This is a genomic window from Streptomyces sp. NBC_00425 (genome assembly GCF_036030735.1).
GTDB lineage: Bacteria > Actinomycetota > Actinomycetes > Streptomycetales > Streptomycetaceae > Streptomyces.
Window position 1 is genome coordinate 145,563 of the sequence record NZ_CP107928.1, and the last position, 15,465, is coordinate 161,027.

The following is a 15,465-nucleotide window of genomic DNA, read 5'->3' on the forward strand; positions in this document are numbered from 1 at the left end:
CGTCACCGGGCCGCAGACCGTGCGGGTGCCAGGAGGGAACTCACCCCCGGGCAGGAGGGAACTCACCCCCGGGCGGGGCCGGTCAGGGACCTGGCCGCGCCCGGTCGCGTGAGCCCTGTGGGTCTGCTGGTCACCACCAGGTAACCAGCACGGCGAGCCCGCCCACGACCAGAGCGACGAGCAGGAGCAGGGACACGAGCGCGGCTCGCGGGTGCGCGGTGAGATCGGCGAAGACGCCGAGACCAGCCCCGTTCTGCCGCTCGGAGACAACGCGGCGTCCGCGGAACACGTGGACTCGTGCGGTGCTGGGCTCGATGTCCATCGCGGTGGCGATGCTCGCATAGCTCCAGTCTGCGACGATCCTCAGCAGCACCGCCTCACGCTGTGTGTCGGGCAGCCGCAGAATCTCGCCCATCACCGCGTCGGCCTCCGCCGCTCGCTGAGGATCGGACACGGCCGAGGTCGACGTCCATCGCGGCAGGCCCGAAGCGGGCTCCAACCCCGCGTGGTCGACGGGAGTGGAACGGCGGACGTGGGCGGGCAGGTCACGGCATTTCTGCGCCACCACGGTGTGGAGCCATCCCAGCGGGTTGCCCAGGTGTTCGGTCATCGTGGGCCACGTCGCCAGGGCGGCGACGAAAGCCTGCTGGACGATGTCCTCCGCGTCGGCAGCCGACGACGGGTGCTCGTGTTTCGCCAGTTGCCTTCTGGCGAAGCGCAGGAGGTGGTCGCGATGCTTGCGGTACAGGTCCTGAATCCGATCCGCCCACTCACCGGGGTGCTGATCAGGCGTGTGATGCATCGTCATCAGTCGTCACGTCCCGTCTCGGAGGGGTTGAGCGTGCGGCTGCGACGGACGTCTACACGCATGACGCACCACTGGTGGACCGTTTGCGCGAGGAGTGACAGGACCTGTGCCACGGTGACTGCCAGGTCGAGCCAGAGGTGTTCGGTCATGCGGCATCCGGCCTTTCTGCGGGGGCCGTCCGCGCGGACGGCCGTACGTCCCTGTACGAGAGACCGGTCGCCGTTTCGTTTACCGTCCGCAGCGAGTTTCTTTCCGCGTGTTCAGAGCAGAAAGGCGTAAGCGACGACGAGCACGACGCACTGCAGGACGAGGACGAGGACGCCGGCTGTCGGCCGCTGACCGTTCCGGCGAGCCGCGGTGATCGCCCGGGCAGCGAAGTAGGCGCCCAGTGGCGTGCAGCATGCGCTGGCAAGAACCCCCTTGGCCGCCCATCGCAGAGGGCTGGGCCCGGCCGGGTGGGCGGCCAGCCGCGCGGCCCGTCTCTGCGTCCGGCGTCCGTCCGGACGCGGAGGCGCTGTGAGCCGGCGTGCGGCGGACCGCTGCAACAAGGCGCCCACCAGGAAGAACCCCAGGAACAACGGCAGAAACGGCATCATCTCGTCGCTGTCGGCTGCGGTGATCGCCACGACGAGGATGGCGGACACAAGGTTCCACATGATCAGGACGGTGACGCTGCTACGCCGCGCACCACCGCGGTTGAGGTCGACGGCGGCCAGCGCACGGTACGTCGCGGTGACCGGGGCAGCCCCGCGCCCACGGGACGGCGCCTGGTCCGGTTCCCGCGGAGTCCGCTCGACAAGGGCAGCGACCACTGCTCTCGCCTCGGCCCCTCGGTGCAGGGCTTCCACCGGATCGACCCGGCGCCGACGTCTGCGTTTGCGCCAGCCGAACTCCTCCATCCTCAGCCAGGTGCCGTCCTTCAGGAAGAGGTCCGTGCCCGCTTCGGCAGGCTGCAGGGGACGTGTGGCGGCGACGCTGCGGAACGCGACGAAAAGTCCGGGCTCGCTCGGGCCGTGCACGGCGGTCTCCAGCCGGGCCGCGAGTCTGTGGCCGAACGTGTCCCAGGCCATGTCATGCGGATTCGCCGGGAGGAAGTACAGGCCCGAGATGTGCACCAGCACGTCGTACGGCTGGTTGTTGAGGCGCACCGCGAGGGCGCCGATCAGTTCACCGGCGTTGTCGGCGTCGCTGCCGGAGCCCGGTGAGGGGCGTCCCCGTCGTTCGTCGACTCCCAGAGCCCGCAGCTGATCGCGCACCGCCCCCACGAGCAGGGGATCGACCAGACGCCCCGCCGACACGGGAAGGAGGTCCGGAAGCGTGATGTCCGGCAGCGCACCCTGTACCGGGTCCGGCCGCCAGCACGCGGCCCCGGAGGCGACCGCGGCGAGCACGACGGCGTCCTGAAGGGCCTGGCGAAGCCTTTCCGTGCCGCTGGTCGCGCCGGCGGCCGTTGCGGGGCACTCGCGCAGCAGGAGCTCATGGAGCCGTCCGCCCTTCCCTCCCGCCAGTAGTTCCCAGACGTAGGGCAGGCCGGCCTCAGAGCCGCCGTGCATCTCGGCGGCCGCACGGTAGAGAGCGTCAGCGCTGTCCTGGCGACGTCCGACGGCAACCGCTTTCGCGTGTTCGTCGAACGGCTCACGCGTACAGCCCGGTGAAGGGAGTACCAGATCGTCCAGCCGGGCTGAGTGCTCGAGGCCCGGCACCAGGTCCCAGGACCGGTCGACCTGCGGCACTTCCACTCCGGTGGCGTCGGCCGGCAGAGCGTCGGACAGGAGTGCCTCGATCCTGTCGGCCAGCGGCGGGTGCGTGTCCCATGTCGCAGGCCGGGGCGCGGGCTGCCAGGCGGCAGGGCCGGAGCCGCCCGCTGCCAGGAACAGTCCGAAGGCTGGCAGGATCCCGGCCGGCGCGCGTCCGGTGCGTGCGGGGTTCATGTGGTCGCCGACGAAGCGCTGCCAGTCGGCCGCGGCCGTGTGCACCTTCTCGATGGCGGCGGCCGCAGTGGCAGAGTCGGTGACCCGCGCCGCGCAGCGGTCGGCCAGGAACTCCTGACGCTGCAGCACGGAGGAGGAGACCAGCGAGTACAAGTGGAGGTATCCCTGGAGGACCAGCCGATGTGGTGCTCCCGGCGGGACCGCGTCGACGACCCGGGCCAGTAGATCTCTCCCGCCGTAGGTAACCACCGCAAGCCGCGTGTCCAGGTGGGAGAAGTGAGCCAGCTCGTGCCCCAGGACGGCGGTGAGACTCTGTACCGGCAGGGCGGTGAGGAGCGGCGCCCCCACGTACATGGAACGCCTGCCGCGGACCAGGCCCAGCAGCCTCGTGTGCTCGACGACGTATGCGTTGGGTTCGGCCGTAACGCGGATCTCGTGCGGCGGCCGCGTGCCGACCTCCGCGGCCAGGCGGACCACGTGGTTCCACAGCAGGGGAGCCTCGGCCGAGGTCACGAGGATGCCGTGCTGCGGTCCGCTCCGGCCGACGACGGTACGCGCTATCGCGGCCACCGTTCCCGCGGCCAGGGCGAGCGCCAGAGCGGCGAGCTTCACCGTGGCGATGTTGACGCCCTCGGTCGAGATCAGCACGGCGCCGACGGCCAGGGCGAGCACCAGTATGCACGGCACCACGTACACCCCGGCGAGAAGGACCACGGCCGTCCCCGCGCGTACCGTCAGCCAGGTACCGCCATAACCCCGTTCACCGGTGCGCACACCGCCCCCTCAGTGACTGCGTGAAGGGGATTCTGGCAACTCAGCCGCGCGCTGGGTGAGCAAAAGAGGAATGCGGTCGTATGTGAACCCATCGCGACCATGTGAAGCGGAATAGCGTCGCGAATCACCAAAAGAACGCGACGATCCGGCCGCCGCCTCGACCGGACCTGTGACATCACCTCGAAGATCACCCACCCAGAGACTCCGGGGACCGGCCGCCGTCAGGGCGCCTCTCCGGGGGGCGGGGCGGGTCACCCCGGTCCCAGCCCGTAGACCCGCTCCCGTCTCAGCTCCTTTGCCAGCCCGCAGGACGGGGCCGGTCCGCGCTTCCCGGACGAGGGCAATGGCCGCCGCCATCGACGTTCGGCCCGCGACGAGACGGTGCACTGACGCGGTACAGCCTTTCCGCCACCCGGTCCCCCGGCCGCGTGGCCGACCGGAAATCACACCAGGGGCAGGCTGATGAGCGGCATCGCGGCGTGGCCTCTCCGTCTCGGCGGGGTTGCTCAGCGCGGCTCCGGGCGCTCCGGTGGACCGCCCGGACCCTCGGGTACGACGTGCCGCGATGGACCTGCGCGCCGTGGCCGCGTGAGAACACCGTGGAAGCCGGTCAGGCCAACCGGGTCACCGAGTAGTCGAAGGTGGTCCCGGTGACGGTGTAGGTGGCCGTCTGACCGTTGTCGCAGTAGGACACGTAGGAACTGCCGAACTCCTTGGTCCCACCCACCGCCTCGACGTACGGACGGACGTCGGTGCCTTCCGGCCATAAGGCGGTGGCAAGGTCGATGACCCTGGTCTGGTTGATCGGGTACTCGTCGGTCGGAGCGGACTGTTCGCCGGTGCGGGCGGTGGCGGCCCAGGAAAGGACGAAGCCGGCGTTGTTGACGACGGCCACCTTCTGCACGCAGGGCTGTGTCTGCGCGGGCGCCGCCGCCGCGGTGACCGAGGGCAGGACGGCCATTGCCGTCGCGCCCGCCAGGATCGCGGCCGACCTGCGGCGTATCCAGGTCCGGTTCATGATCGAAACTCCCTTCCGGCCGGGACCGTCCCGACCGACGACCGCCCGAGTAGCCCGACACTCCATCAGGAAACCTCTGTGACACAGGAGTTGAGGGTGGCCCATTGCGCCGACTCCCCGGCCTGCGCATGAGAGGTGCAACTCTCTCCAGGGAAGCCCTGGGCAGGGAGGAACGCTGGTCGACGGCGCGGGCGGGGCAGGCGCCCTTCGGCCGCAGCGAGTGAAGCGCGGGTGAAGTGGGGGAAATCGACAGTCTCGTCGATCGAGGACCTGGACACGCGTGAGGCGGCGGCCTGTGCCCGGGCGGGAAGCCCTGGGCGGGAAAATCGGGGCGGGATTCTTCGAGTCGGCCTCACGCCTGGAGGCGTTCGACCGGCTCGGTACGCGGCGTATCACCCATAAAGTCCTGCGAATGTTTCGACACAGGTCGCGAATCATGCGAGGACTATTGACCCCGTCCACCGGTTCCCTATCATCCTGATTGCTCGACGATCCGACCCTTGTTCGACATGACGAACATGCCGAAGTCGCCCCATCCGCACAGCAGAGCACCTCCGGATCCCGCACAGCCGAAGCCTGAAGGAGCATGCCGCAGATGCATATGTCATGACCGCATCAATGATTACCCCGTTGCCGCGCGTCAATGGGCGCCTCGTGCGCTGACGCCCGAAGCCCTCTGCAGGCGGAGCACAGCATGCCGTTGAGTCGTTCGGCTGCCCGAGCTTCCCTCGCTCGGGGAATGCGGTGCACGCTCCGGAGCGCGCCGTCCCGCGCGGGCCCGGAGGCCCGATCAGAGCGCGAATGGCTCGCGGGGTGCACGGGGGGGGGCCGCCTACGTCGGGCCGGCACCACGACGGGCGACGGACTGCGCAGGACGGTGCGTTGCGCGGCCCTGACGCACCGGGCGCCACCGGTTTTCCACAGGTCTCGCGGCGCCCGGAAGCCTTCAGGGGTCGGCCGGCGCTCACGGACCGCTGTGAAGCTCACCCCATCGACAGTCCGGACAGCCTCCGACGGGGCCGGCCGGAACCGCGTACTCAAGGATGACGAGGTCCTCATGCGCAGACCAAGTTTCAGCCGCAGACGTCTGTCTGTGGTGCTCGCCGCTGCGGTCACGGTCCTGATCGCGTTGGCGGCCGCGCTCGTCGCCAACCCGGCTGAGGCGGCCACGAGCGGCGCCCTGCGCGGTGTCGGTTCCGGCCGGTGTCTCGACGTGCCGAACTCCAGCCAGACCGATGGCACGTACCTGCAGATCTACGACTGCTCGGGCGCGGTCAACCAGCAGTGGACGGCGACGGACAGCAACCAGTTGACCGTGTACGGCAACAAGTGCCTGGACGTTCCGGGCCATGCCACCGCGGCCGGTACCCGGGTGCAGATCTGGGCCTGCAGCGGCGGGGCCAACCAGCAGTGGCGGGTGAACGCCGACGGCACGATCGTCGGCGTGGAGTCCGGGCTGTGTCTGGACGTCACGGGCCACGGCACCGCCAACGGCACGGCGATGGAGATCTGGACGTGCAACGGCGGCAGCAACCAGAAGTGGACCGGCCTGTCCGGGACACCTCCGCCAGACGGCCCGTGCTCGCTTCCCTCGACCTACCGGTGGACGTCGACGGGCGCGCTGGCGCAGCCGGCGAACGGGTGGGTCTCGCTGAAGGACTTCACCAACGTGGTGTATCAGGGCAAGCACCTGGTCTACGCATCGAACGTGTCGGGATCGTCGTACGGTTCGATGGCTTTCAAGCCCTTCACGAACTGGTCGGACATGGCATCGGCCGGCCAGACCGGGATGAGCCAGTCCACGGTGGCGCCCACGCTGTTCTACTTCGCGCCCAAGAACATCTGGGTGCTGGCGTACCAGTGGGGTGCCTGGCCCTTCATCTACCGCACGTCGAGCGACCCGACGAACCCCAACGGCTGGTCCGCGCCGCAGCCGCTGTTCACGGGCAGCGTGCCCGGCTCCGCCCCGATCGACCAGACCCTGATCGCCGACGGCCAGAACATGTACCTGTTCTTCGCCGGTGACAACGGCAGCATCTACCGGGCGAGCATGCCGATCGGGAACTTCCCCGGCAACTTCGGCTCCTCGTACACGACCGTCATGAGCGACACGGTGAAGAACCTGTTCGAGGCGCCGCAGGTGTACAAGGTCCAGGGCCAGAACCAGTACCTCATGATCGTCGAGGCCCGGGGTGCGAACGAGCAGCGCTACTTCCGATCGTTCACGGCCTCCAGTCTGAACGGTTCGTGGACCCCGCAGGCCGCCAGCGAGAACAACCCCTTCGCGGGCAAGGCCAACAGCGGCGCCACCTGGACCAACGACATCAGCCACGGCGACCTGGTCCGCAACAACCCCGACCAGACCATGACCATCGACCCGTGCAACCTGCAGTTCCTCTACCAGGGCAAGTCCCCCACCGCGGGCGGCCCCTACGACCAACTGCCCTGGCGGCCGGGTGTCCTCACCCTGCAGCGCTGATCCTGCCCGTCCACGGATGATCGCACCCCAGTGTGGTCCGCCGGTGCGTGGACGAGCGGTTCACGGCGCGGGCGACTTCGCCTGCTGACCGATGCTCACCGCCCAATGGGACCCCTGCCGTGCGTCGGCTGGGGTCCCCCCAGTTGTGGCCCTGCACGGGGGGCAACGGTCGCGCGGTCGGCCGCCCAGGGCGACGAAGTGCGGGTCCGGCTGGTCATGGGCGGGCAGGGTGTCAGCGGACGACGCAGCGTAGAAGCCGGCGAACCAGTTCCGTACGTCGGGCTCGATCTCCGACTCGGCGCGGCCGGGTTCATGGAATCAGGAGACGTAGAACTCCTGCTCGGGGCCGCCGATCCGGCCGAAGACGTCGGCGGGTCGGGGGCCGCCGGGCGGCGCGTAGGGGACGCTCGTCGGAGCACGTCCTCCACTGCGGGTTCACGGAGTTCCCACGTCCTCGGCGGTCATTGCCAGCAGGACCAGCGAGTCGTGCTCGGCCGTGCCGGGCCGGGCCTGGTAGATCAGCAAGCGCTGGCCCTCGCCAGCAGGGCTGAGCACCTCGTTTGCGAGGGTCAGCGAGCCGATCACCGGGTGCCGGAACGCGGTCTCACCAGCGCGCTTGACCCAAACCTCGTGCCGGCGCCACAGAGCGGCGAACTCGTCGCTGGCCGCTGCCAGTTCGGCGACCAGCGCGGCAGTCCGCTCCGGGGCGGTCAGTTCGGCGGTGTGCAGGTGCGCGACACAGTTACGTGCCACCCGGTCCCAGTCGGCGAAAAGGGTCCGCGCGGCCGCATGCAGGAACGTGAACCGAATCGTGTTGCGCTGTGCGGGCGGCCAGTCGCCGAGCCCGGGCATCAGCGCAAGGCCCTCCGGATTCGAGGCCAGCACGTCGTTGACATCGTCCAGTACGTACGCCGGGCTGGGCCGGACCGACTCCAGCAGCAGCCGCAGGCCAGGGCTGGCCGGCCGCGGGTCGGCTGGACGGCGGCGCGGTGTCCGCCCGGCGACCTGGTCGGCGAGGCCGAGCAAGTGGGAGTGCTCGTCGGCGGTGAGCCGCAGGGCCCGGGCCAACGCGCCCAGTACCGCGTCGCTGGGCGCGCTCTCCCGCCCCTGCTCGATCCGGATGTAGTAGTCCACGCTCACGCCGGCCAGCGCCGCCAACTCCTCTCGCCGCAGCCCGGGTGTGCGCCGGGCGCCCGGCCCGGTGGGCAGCCCGACGTCGGCGGGGCCGATCCGCCCGCGCCGGATCCGAAGGAAGTCGGCCATAGCGTTCACGGCTTCGAGTCTGCCACCGACCGATGCCTTCCTGGGTGGCCGTGGCACACCCAGGAATCCCACGGCCTTCCCGGAACCGGCCCGGCGGCGCAGCCTCGCATCATGACTGACGCGATCATCATCGGTGGCGGATCCGGCATGGGCCTCGCCCTGGCCCGCACTCTGCTCGCCGAGAACATGAATGTGACGATCGTCGGCCGATCCGCGGACCGGCTCGCGACGGCCCGGGCAGAACTGGAACGCCCCGGCCACCGGAAAATCACCACAATCACGGCCGACATGGGGCGGGAGGAGGACGTGGCCGAGCTGTTCGCCCAGGTGGAGCGCGTGGAGCACGTGGCGGTCACCGCTGCGGACGCGACCGGTGTGTACGGGCGGACCGCCGACGTCACCACCGCGACCGCACGGGCCATCATCGAAACCAAGCTGCTCGGTGCCTGGCTGGTCGGCAAACACGCGACCGGACGAGTCACCGGCTCGATCACCTATACCTCGGGCATCAACGCCTACCGGCCGAACGGGTCGAACACCATCATGGCCGCGGCCAACGGCGCGCTCGCGTCACTGGCGTATGGGCTGGCGATCGAACTGGCCCCCGTGCGAGTGAACGTCATCTCCCCCGGCTGGGTGGACACCCCCATCTGGGACCAACTCGGCATGGATAAACAAGCAGCCTTCGCCGAGCTGGCCGCACGACTCCCGGCACGCCGCGTCGGCACCCCCGACGACATCGCGCAGGCATTCCTGTCGGTGATAGGCAATGGATTCATCACCGGGACCGTCCTGCACATCGATGGAGGACACCGCATCACCTGATCCGGGTACCGAGGCGCCCGGCGCCAGCGCCCCTCACCCGACCAGGCCGGTAGTGGTCGCGGCCTGGCGGCGGGCGAATTCGCGGACGCAGGCCTGCCGGCGGGCGCGCACGGCGCCTTCCAGGCGCTGGGCAAGGTCGGCGCGGGGCCGGCGGATCTGGCGCTCGATGTATCGCTCGACGGTGTGCTGCGGAATACCGAGAGCGTCGGCGGCCCTGTCCTGATCGAGGGCGCAGCCGCGCGCTCGCTACTCGGGGTGGCGGACCGCCTTCTTCACTTCGAGCTCCACGCCGGCCCGCATCACACCCTGCTCTTTCGCGTGTACGGTGACTGCGCCCTGCACGTCTTGGGCGAGGTCGCGCCATACCTGCCATGCGGCCTCGTAAGCGGCCGGGTCGCCCTTGGTACGTAGGGCTTGTGCGGTCGCGTGCGCCTGGTCGGCGCCGCGTTGCTTCTCCACGAGTTCTTCGAAGGTGTGTGCCACATACGGACCCTAAGCCGTGCACGACTGGGCCCCTCCCCGCGACGTGCGCATCAGCCTCCAAGAACACCAGATAGACCAGAAGTCGGCGTTCCGTAGTGGGTGGGATTCCCTGCAAGGTCATCTGCGCCCCCGCAGGAGGCCCGGGGCACCATCGTGTCCGCGACCGGGCCCGGTAAGACGATCACCACCTGCCGCGTGCCCGGTGGAGTGCTTCCCCGGCGGCCGGATCCTCGTGACCGTACCGACCCTGGACCTGCTCGTGCAGACCGCCCACGCGTGGCGGGCGGTGGGCCACCGCTTCTCCGTGGTCGCGGTGTGCTCGCGAAACGAACTCGAGGTGCGCACCACGACCGACCCGATCCAACTCGCCCGGTGGGCCACGCCCGGGCCGGTCATCGTGTTCGCCACGTACGCCTCTCTCGTGGACCGCTAGGACTTCGACTGCCGTTGCACGCGGGGACGCCGGTGCATCCACCGACATCCAGCGCTCGACGGTCCCGGACGTCCTGCGCAGCCCGGGAAAGCCGCTGGACGGCGAGGCCCGTGCCGACATGGAGGCACGATTGGGGGCGGACTCCTCGGATGTGCGCGTCCATGACGACGGGGCCGCCCAGCGCTCCGCGGCGGAGGTCGGCGCGCACGCCTAGACGTCGGGCAGCCATGTCGTCATCGGCCGGGACGGGGCGGACCGGCACACGCTGGCCCACGAGTTGACCCACGTCATCCAGCAACGCTCCGGTCCCGTGGCGGGCGCCGACAACGGCAGCGGACTGCGCTCCGGCGGCGCGCCGACGCTGGCGGTCGGCATGTCGGAGATCTTCTCCGGCGTCTTCGGCGGCACGGCCATGAAGGCGTTCTGGTACCACTTCGCGATCATGTTCGAGGCGCTGTTCATCCTGACCACGGTGGACGCCGGCACCCGGGTCGGCCGCTTCATGCTCCAGGACATGCTCGGCAACGCCTGGAAGCCGATCGGGCGGGTCAATTGGAAGCCCGGCATCCGTCTCTGCAGCGCCCTGGTCGTTGCCGCCTGGGGCTACTTCCTCTACACCGGCGCCACCGACCCGCTCGGCGGCATCAACCAGCTCTTCCCGCTCTTCGGCATCGCCAACCAGCTCCTGGCCGCCATCGCCCTCGCCGTCTGCACGACGGTCCTGATCAAGTCCGGGCGGCTGCGCTGGGCCTGGGTCACCGGGATTCCGCTCGCCCGGGTCACCGCCGTCACCTTCACCGCCGGCTGGCAGAAGATCTTCTCCGACGACCCCAAGGTCGGCTTCTTCGCCCAGCGCGCCAAGTACGCCGACGCGATCGACGCGGGACAGGTCCTCGCGCCCGCCAAGACCCTCGACGACATGCACACCGTCGTCACCAACTCCACCGTCGACGGCGTCCTCATCACTCTGTTCCTACTGCTCGTCGCGACCGTCATCGGCAACGCGGCGATGGTGAGCCTCCGAGCTGTGCGGTCGCCGGGCGCGCTGCCGACGAGCGAGGCACCGTACGTCGAGTCCCGCATCGACGCGGCACCGGAGCTGGTGGAGGCGGCGAGGTGAGGGTTCGTGCCTGGATACGAGCGGTGGGCTGGTACCTCCGGGAACTGACAGGGGAGACCGAGTACGACCGCTATTGCGAGCGCCACCTGCGCCACCACCCGCTCGCACCCGTTCCGACCCGCCGCGAGTATCAGGTGCTGCGGACCCTGCACCGGGAGACCCATCCGCAGGGACGCTGCTGCTGACAACGGGGACGCCGGATGCCGGCGCCCCCGCAACTGCAGAGGATTGTGGTCCAGTGCAAGCGGTATGCGCCCAGCAGCACTAGATGATCGATTCCAAGGGGTCAGCGGTCGCATCTTGATCTCAACCACACTTGAGGTTGGATCATGCTCGGCATGGACACGGAATCCACGGCGCACGCCGCAGACATTGAAGCCATCCGGCAGGTCGTTGCCGCCGTCGAGCACTCCCAGCAGCACAAGGACCCCGACGAATTCCTGGCCCTCTTCCGGCCCGAGGCGGTCTGGACCACAGCCCACGGCAAGGTTCTCATCGGCCTCGATGCGATCTCCGAGTTCACCCGTAAGGTGCTCCCTGCGGCCGACTGGGACGGCGCGGTCACCTACGAGGTGGTCCACGTGCTCTTCATCCGCTCTGACGTTGCGGCAGTCAAAGTTCGTCAACGTTACCTGGCCTCGGACGACGAGAGCGAGGGTGCGCCGCTTTACGTGATGACCAAGCAGGACGACGGCCGCTGGCTGCTGACTGCCTGCCAGAACACGGCGGTCGTCGCCGACTGACGATTCGGGCGGATTGACTGCGCGAAGAGGCGAGAGTGTCCAACGCCAGTGTGTGAAGACAGAGTTGGACACCCTCGCCACCGCACTCTATGGCCGGCGAGCGGGCCCGCTTCTGGGTGGTCGCCGCCGGACCGTCCGACGGCATCGCCTTCCACATCATCGGCACCGTCTTTGACACCGCGACCACGACATGCGCCACGCCGAGGCCGGCGCGCACGGCATGGTACAGGTGAGCGGCTGATGGACACCGTCGACTGGTGGTCCCTGGTGCGGTTCGCGCACGCGGCCGACCCCGCCATGTGGGTCGGCGGCCAAATGGCGCTCTCCATGGTGATCCTGCCGCTGCCCCGTCACCTGCTGGCCTACGGGGCCGTTCGCCAGCACATTCACATGCTGCGGACCGGTGAGGTTCCCAGCCAGCGGGCGGCCACGACGAGTCAGTAGGTCGGTGGCGCTCAGCGCGGAAGCCGACGCCCTCCCGGAGGCCAAGGACCGCTGCACCGCGGCAGCCGGCCACCGCTTCGGCATGCTGACGCAATGGTGTTCCTGCCCGTCCAGCTGGCCACCGGCTGGGCCATGGCCTGGCACCGAGGCGTCACCTGGGCCTCCCCGAACCCGGCTACGGCCGCACGCTGGCGACCAAACTCGCCCTGTTCGTCCTCGTCATGCTCGCCGCCGCCGGACACGAACTCGCCCACTCCAAGAACCGCGCCGACCTGGCCCGGGCCCTGCCGGTCGTCTCCCTCATCGGCTCTCTGGACGTCGTCCTGCTCGCCACGGCCCTGCCCGCCACCTGACTGTCGGCGCGACGGACAGGAGGAGGCAGCGTGCGCGCCCGAACCTTGCCGGACGCAGCCACCGCGGTCCGGGAATCCGGTGCCGGACACGCCGGATAGCCTGGCGGGATGATCGAGAATCTTCCTCCCTGTCCGAAGTGCTCCTGCGACTACACCTACGAGATGAACGCCCTGGTGGTCTGCCCCGAGTGCGGCCACGAGTGGGTTCCCACCGAGAGCGTCGCCGAAAGCGGGGAGACCGTCGGGGAGCGCGTCGTGAAGGACTCCGTGGGCAATGTGCTGCAGGACGGCGACACGGTCGTCGTCGTCAAGGCGCTCAAGGTCAAGGGCAGTTCCTCGGGGATCAGGGCTGGAACGAAGGTCCGCAACATCCGGCTGGTGGACGGGGTGGACGGGCATGACATCGACTGCAAGGTCGAGGGTTTCGGGGCGATGCAGCTGAAGTCGAGCGTGGTCAAGAAGGGCTGATCCGGCCGAATCGCCCCTCGGTCCGTTGAGGGCGGAGACCTGCGCGGCAATCTCATGCAGAATTGCAAAATTTCGCAATTGGTTAGATGCTGTGTTTGTTGTGCTTGCAGGTAGATGCGGGCGCAGCCTGTCGTCTCTGCTCCCGGTGGGCGGGTCTGCAAGGGAGGTCGAGGGGTCGTGTCCGTTCCGCTGTACCAAGCCAAGGCCGAGTTCTTCCGCATGCTGGGGCATCCGGTACGCATACGGGTTCTGGAGCTGCTGCAGGACGGGCCGACGTCAGTGAGGGACCTGCTGGCCGCCATCGAGGTGGAGCCTTCCGGCCTGTCGCAGCAACTGGCGGTGCTGCGCCGTTCGGGGATCGTTACCGCGACCCGGGAGGGCTCGACGGTCGTCTACGAGCTGGCCGGCGGGGACGTGGCCGACCTGATGAAGGCCGCGCGGCGGATTCTGACCGAGATGCTGTCCGGGCAGGGCAAGCTGCTCGCGGAGCTGCGGGAAACCGAGGTCCCCGCGCGATGAGCTCGCAGATCAGCCGGGTCTGGGCCTGGATCGCCGCGCTGTCGCCGACCCGCGCCGATCTGGCGGAGATGCGCCGCGATCCGCGTCGGGACCTGTTGGCGGGGCTGACCGTGGCCGTCGTGGCGCTGCCGCTCGCCCTCGGCTTCGGCGTCTCGTCCGGCCTGGGCGCCGAGGCGGGCCTTGCGACCGCCGTGGTCGCGGGGGCGCTCGCCGCGCTCTTCGGGGGATCGAACCTTCAGGTGTCCGGCCCGACCGGTGCCATGACGGTGGTCCTGGTCCCCATCGTGGCCGAGCACGGGCCGTCGGGCGTCCTGACGGTCGGCGTGATGGCCGGCGTGCTGCTGGTGGCGCTGGCCGCGCTGAGGGCCGGCCGCTCCATGCGGTACATCCCCGCCCCCGTGGTCGAAGGCTTCACCCTCGGCATCGCCTGCGTGATCGGCCTGCAGCAGGTCCCGAACGCCCTCGGCGTGGCCAAGCCCGAGGGCGACCGGGTGCTGGTGGTGACCTGGCGGGCGGTCGAGGAGTTCGTCCGGTCCCCAAACTGGACCGCTGTCGGCCTCGCCGCCGCCGTCGCGGCGGCCATGCTGGCGGGGGCGCGGTGGCGGCCGACGGTTCCGTTCTCCATCCTGGCCGTCATCGCCGCGACCGTGGTCGCGCGAGCCGCCGGGCTGGACGCGGCGAAGCCGATCGGCGACCTGCCTCGCGGCCTGCCCGCGCCCACGTTGTCCTTCCTGGACCCGGGCGCTCTGGGTTCCCTGCTCGCCCCGGCCGTGGCGGTCGCCTCCCTGGCCGCCCTGGAGTCCCTGCTGTCCGCCTCGGTCGCCGACGGCATGACGGTCGGCCAGCGACACGACCCGGACCGGGAGCTGTTCGGTCAGGGCCTGGCGAACATCTTCGCCCCGCTCTTCGGCGGCGTCCCCGCCACCGGCGCGATCGCCCGCACCGCGGTCAACGTCCGCACCGGCGCGAGCTCCCGCCTCGCCGCACTCACCCACGCTGCGATCCTCGCGGGGATCGTCTTCGCCGCCGCCCCCCTGGTCTCGATGATCCCGCTTGCCGCTCTCGCCGGTGTCCTGCTGGCCACCGCAGTGCGCATGGTCGAGGTCGGCTCGCTGAGGGCCATGACGAAGGCAACCCGTTCCGACGCCCTGATCCTCGTCCTCACCGCCGTCGCCACCCTGGCCCTGGACCTCGTGTACGCCGTCATCATCGGCCTGGGCGTCGCGGGCGCCCTCGCTCTGCGGGCGGTGGCACAGGAGGCCCGCTTCGACCAGGTGCCGCTCGACCGGGGCGACCACAGTGCCGAGGAGCACGCCCTGCTGGGCGAGCACATCGTCGCCTACCGCATCGACGGCCCGCTGTTCTTCGCCGCCGCGCACCGCTTCCTGTTGGAGCTGACCGAGGTCGCCGACGTCCGGGTCGTCATCCTGCGTCTGTCCCGGGTGTCGACGATGGACGCCACCGGCGCCCTCGTCCTGAAGGACGCGGTGGAGAAGCTGCGCCACCGCGGCATCGTCGTCCTCGCCTCCGGGATCCGCCCCGGCCAGCGCCGGGTCCTGGACTCCGTCGGCGCACTGGACCTGCTGCGGCACGAGGGCCGGGAGTACGCCACCACCCCCGAGGCGATCCACGCCGCCCGCGACCACCTGCAGAGAGCCGGAGTCCTCCCCGCCCTTCTTGCCCAGAAGTCCCGAACCCTGAGCGAGGAAGCCCTGTGACGAGCACTGCCGTCGCCACCCCCCGTACGGCCGAGTTCCCCGGCGTGGAGGCCCTTTGGCTGTTGGAATGCGCCTCCCCCGGCGCG

The 15,465-nt window shown here is 69.9% G+C and carries 15 protein-coding genes and 3 pseudogenes; 11 read left to right on the forward strand and 7 right to left on the reverse strand.

The window, feature by feature from the left end; translation table 11 throughout:
* Positions 1-130 precede the first annotated feature (130 nt).
* The 4 genes from OHS82_RS00465 to OHS82_RS00480 all read right to left on the reverse strand — a co-directional run bounded on the left by OHS82_RS00465 (position 131) and on the right by OHS82_RS00480 (position 4,531).
* A complete protein-coding gene (locus OHS82_RS00465; RefSeq protein ID WP_328432920.1) occupies positions 131-808 on the reverse strand; it encodes an RNA polymerase sigma factor in 678 nt (225 codons plus the stop codon).
* Positions 808-957, reverse strand: a complete 150-nt coding sequence (locus OHS82_RS00470) for a hypothetical protein (RefSeq protein ID WP_328432921.1) — start codon at positions 955-957, stop codon at positions 808-810. Before OHS82_RS00470 ends, OHS82_RS00465 begins: the two co-directional genes overlap by 1 nt.
* A gap of 111 nt (positions 958-1,068) precedes the next feature.
* Positions 1,069-3,513 (reverse strand): M48 family metallopeptidase, encoded by a 2,445-nt coding sequence (locus tag OHS82_RS00475; protein ID WP_328432922.1) that lies wholly within the window; start codon positions 3,511-3,513, stop codon positions 1,069-1,071.
* Between the two features lie 610 nt (positions 3,514-4,123).
* On the reverse strand, positions 4,124-4,531 hold the full coding sequence (locus OHS82_RS00480; RefSeq protein ID WP_328432923.1) for a hypothetical protein: 408 nt from the start codon (positions 4,529-4,531) through the stop codon (positions 4,124-4,126).
* Between the two features lie 1,057 nt (positions 4,532-5,588).
* On the opposite strand from OHS82_RS00480, the gene OHS82_RS00485 reads away from it, so the two are divergent.
* Positions 5,589-7,010 (forward strand): non-reducing end alpha-L-arabinofuranosidase family hydrolase, encoded by a 1,422-nt coding sequence (locus OHS82_RS00485; protein ID WP_328432924.1) that lies wholly within the window; start codon positions 5,589-5,591, stop codon positions 7,008-7,010.
* Between the two features lie 159 nt (positions 7,011-7,169).
* On the opposite strand, the pseudogene OHS82_RS00490 reads toward OHS82_RS00485, so the two are convergent.
* Both OHS82_RS00490 and OHS82_RS00495 read right to left on the reverse strand, forming a co-directional pair.
* Positions 7,170-7,418, reverse strand: a pseudogene (locus OHS82_RS00490) (alpha/beta hydrolase); the annotation flags it as partial.
* A 27-nt stretch (positions 7,419-7,445) separates the two neighbouring features.
* Positions 7,446-8,273, reverse strand: coding sequence for a helix-turn-helix domain-containing protein (locus tag OHS82_RS00495; RefSeq protein ID WP_328436001.1), 828 nt, complete (start codon positions 8,271-8,273; stop codon positions 7,446-7,448).
* 111 nt (positions 8,274-8,384) lie between these two features.
* Here OHS82_RS00495 and OHS82_RS00500 point away from each other — a divergent pair, with 111 nt between their 5' ends.
* Entirely contained in the window at positions 8,385-9,098 is a 714-nt protein-coding gene (locus tag OHS82_RS00500) for an SDR family oxidoreductase (RefSeq protein ID WP_328432925.1), read from the forward strand.
* A gap of 246 nt (positions 9,099-9,344) precedes the next feature.
* Here OHS82_RS00500 and OHS82_RS00505 read toward each other — a convergent pair whose 3' ends face one another.
* On the reverse strand, positions 9,345-9,581 hold the full coding sequence (locus OHS82_RS00505) for a hypothetical protein (RefSeq protein ID WP_328432926.1): 237 nt from the start codon (positions 9,579-9,581) through the stop codon (positions 9,345-9,347).
* Positions 9,582-9,624: 43 nt separating this feature from the next.
* On the opposite strand from OHS82_RS00505, the pseudogene OHS82_RS00510 reads away from it, so the two are divergent.
* The 9 genes and pseudogenes from OHS82_RS00510 to OHS82_RS00550 all read left to right on the forward strand — a co-directional run.
* Positions 9,625-10,011, forward strand: a pseudogene (locus OHS82_RS00510) (DEAD/DEAH box helicase family protein); the annotation flags it as partial.
* Between the two features lie 49 nt (positions 10,012-10,060).
* Positions 10,061-11,134 (forward strand): annotated as a pseudogene (locus OHS82_RS00515) (carbon starvation CstA family protein).
* Positions 11,131-11,319, forward strand: coding sequence for a YbdD/YjiX family protein (locus OHS82_RS00520; RefSeq protein ID WP_328432927.1), 189 nt, complete (start codon positions 11,131-11,133; stop codon positions 11,317-11,319). The pseudogene OHS82_RS00515 and the gene OHS82_RS00520 overlap by 4 nt, the downstream one beginning before the upstream one ends.
* A 153-nt stretch (positions 11,320-11,472) precedes the next feature.
* The gene (locus OHS82_RS00525) at positions 11,473-11,877 is read left to right on the forward strand and encodes an SgcJ/EcaC family oxidoreductase (RefSeq protein ID WP_328436002.1); all 405 of its coding nucleotides are present in this window, start codon (positions 11,473-11,475) and stop codon (positions 11,875-11,877) included.
* Between the two features lie 240 nt (positions 11,878-12,117).
* On the forward strand, positions 12,118-12,321 hold the full coding sequence (locus tag OHS82_RS00530) for a hypothetical protein (RefSeq protein ID WP_328432928.1): 204 nt from the start codon (positions 12,118-12,120) through the stop codon (positions 12,319-12,321).
* Positions 12,322-12,542: 221 nt separating this feature from the next.
* Complete coding sequence (locus OHS82_RS00535; RefSeq protein WP_328432929.1) at positions 12,543-12,674, forward strand: hypothetical protein; 132 nt, start codon at positions 12,543-12,545, stop codon at positions 12,672-12,674.
* A 108-nt stretch (positions 12,675-12,782) separates the two neighbouring features.
* A complete protein-coding gene (locus tag OHS82_RS00540; protein ID WP_328432930.1) occupies positions 12,783-13,142 on the forward strand; it encodes a zinc ribbon domain-containing protein YjdM in 360 nt (119 codons plus the stop codon).
* Positions 13,143-13,319: 177 nt separating this feature from the next.
* On the forward strand, positions 13,320-13,661 hold the full coding sequence (locus tag OHS82_RS00545; protein WP_328432931.1) for an ArsR/SmtB family transcription factor: 342 nt from the start codon (positions 13,320-13,322) through the stop codon (positions 13,659-13,661).
* Complete coding sequence (locus OHS82_RS00550) at positions 13,658-15,379, forward strand: SulP family inorganic anion transporter (protein ID WP_328432932.1); 1,722 nt, start codon at positions 13,658-13,660, stop codon at positions 15,377-15,379. The genes OHS82_RS00545 and OHS82_RS00550 overlap by 4 nt, the downstream gene beginning before the upstream one ends.
* Positions 15,380-15,465: the final 86 nt, after the last annotated feature.

What these genes read in the sequence shown, in the direction of transcription:
- OHS82_RS00465 (WP_328432920.1), bottom strand. Translation starts at nt 808, where the DNA reads ATGACGATGCATCACACGCCTGATCAGCACCCCGGTGAGTGGGCGGAT.
- OHS82_RS00470 (WP_328432921.1), bottom strand. Translation starts at nt 957, where the DNA reads ATGACCGAACACCTCTGGCTCGACCTGGCAGTCACCGTGGCACAGGTC.
- OHS82_RS00480 (WP_328432923.1), bottom strand. Translation starts at nt 4,531, where the DNA reads ATGAACCGGACCTGGATACGCCGCAGGTCGGCCGCGATCCTGGCGGGC.
- OHS82_RS00485 (WP_328432924.1), top strand. Translation starts at nt 5,589, where the DNA reads ATGCGCAGACCAAGTTTCAGCCGCAGACGTCTGTCTGTGGTGCTCGCC.
- OHS82_RS00495 (WP_328436001.1), bottom strand. Translation starts at nt 8,273, where the DNA reads ATGGCCGACTTCCTTCGGATCCGGCGCGGGCGGATCGGCCCCGCCGAC.
- OHS82_RS00500 (WP_328432925.1), top strand. Translation starts at nt 8,385, where the DNA reads ATGACTGACGCGATCATCATCGGTGGCGGATCCGGCATGGGCCTCGCC.
- OHS82_RS00525 (WP_328436002.1), top strand. Translation starts at nt 11,473, where the DNA reads ATGGACACGGAATCCACGGCGCACGCCGCAGACATTGAAGCCATCCGG.
- OHS82_RS00530 (WP_328432928.1), top strand. Translation starts at nt 12,118, where the DNA reads ATGGACACCGTCGACTGGTGGTCCCTGGTGCGGTTCGCGCACGCGGCC.
- OHS82_RS00535 (WP_328432929.1), top strand. Translation starts at nt 12,543, where the DNA reads ATGCTCGCCGCCGCCGGACACGAACTCGCCCACTCCAAGAACCGCGCC.
- OHS82_RS00540 (WP_328432930.1), top strand. Translation starts at nt 12,783, where the DNA reads ATGATCGAGAATCTTCCTCCCTGTCCGAAGTGCTCCTGCGACTACACC.
- OHS82_RS00550 (WP_328432932.1), top strand. Translation starts at nt 13,658, where the DNA reads ATGAGCTCGCAGATCAGCCGGGTCTGGGCCTGGATCGCCGCGCTGTCG.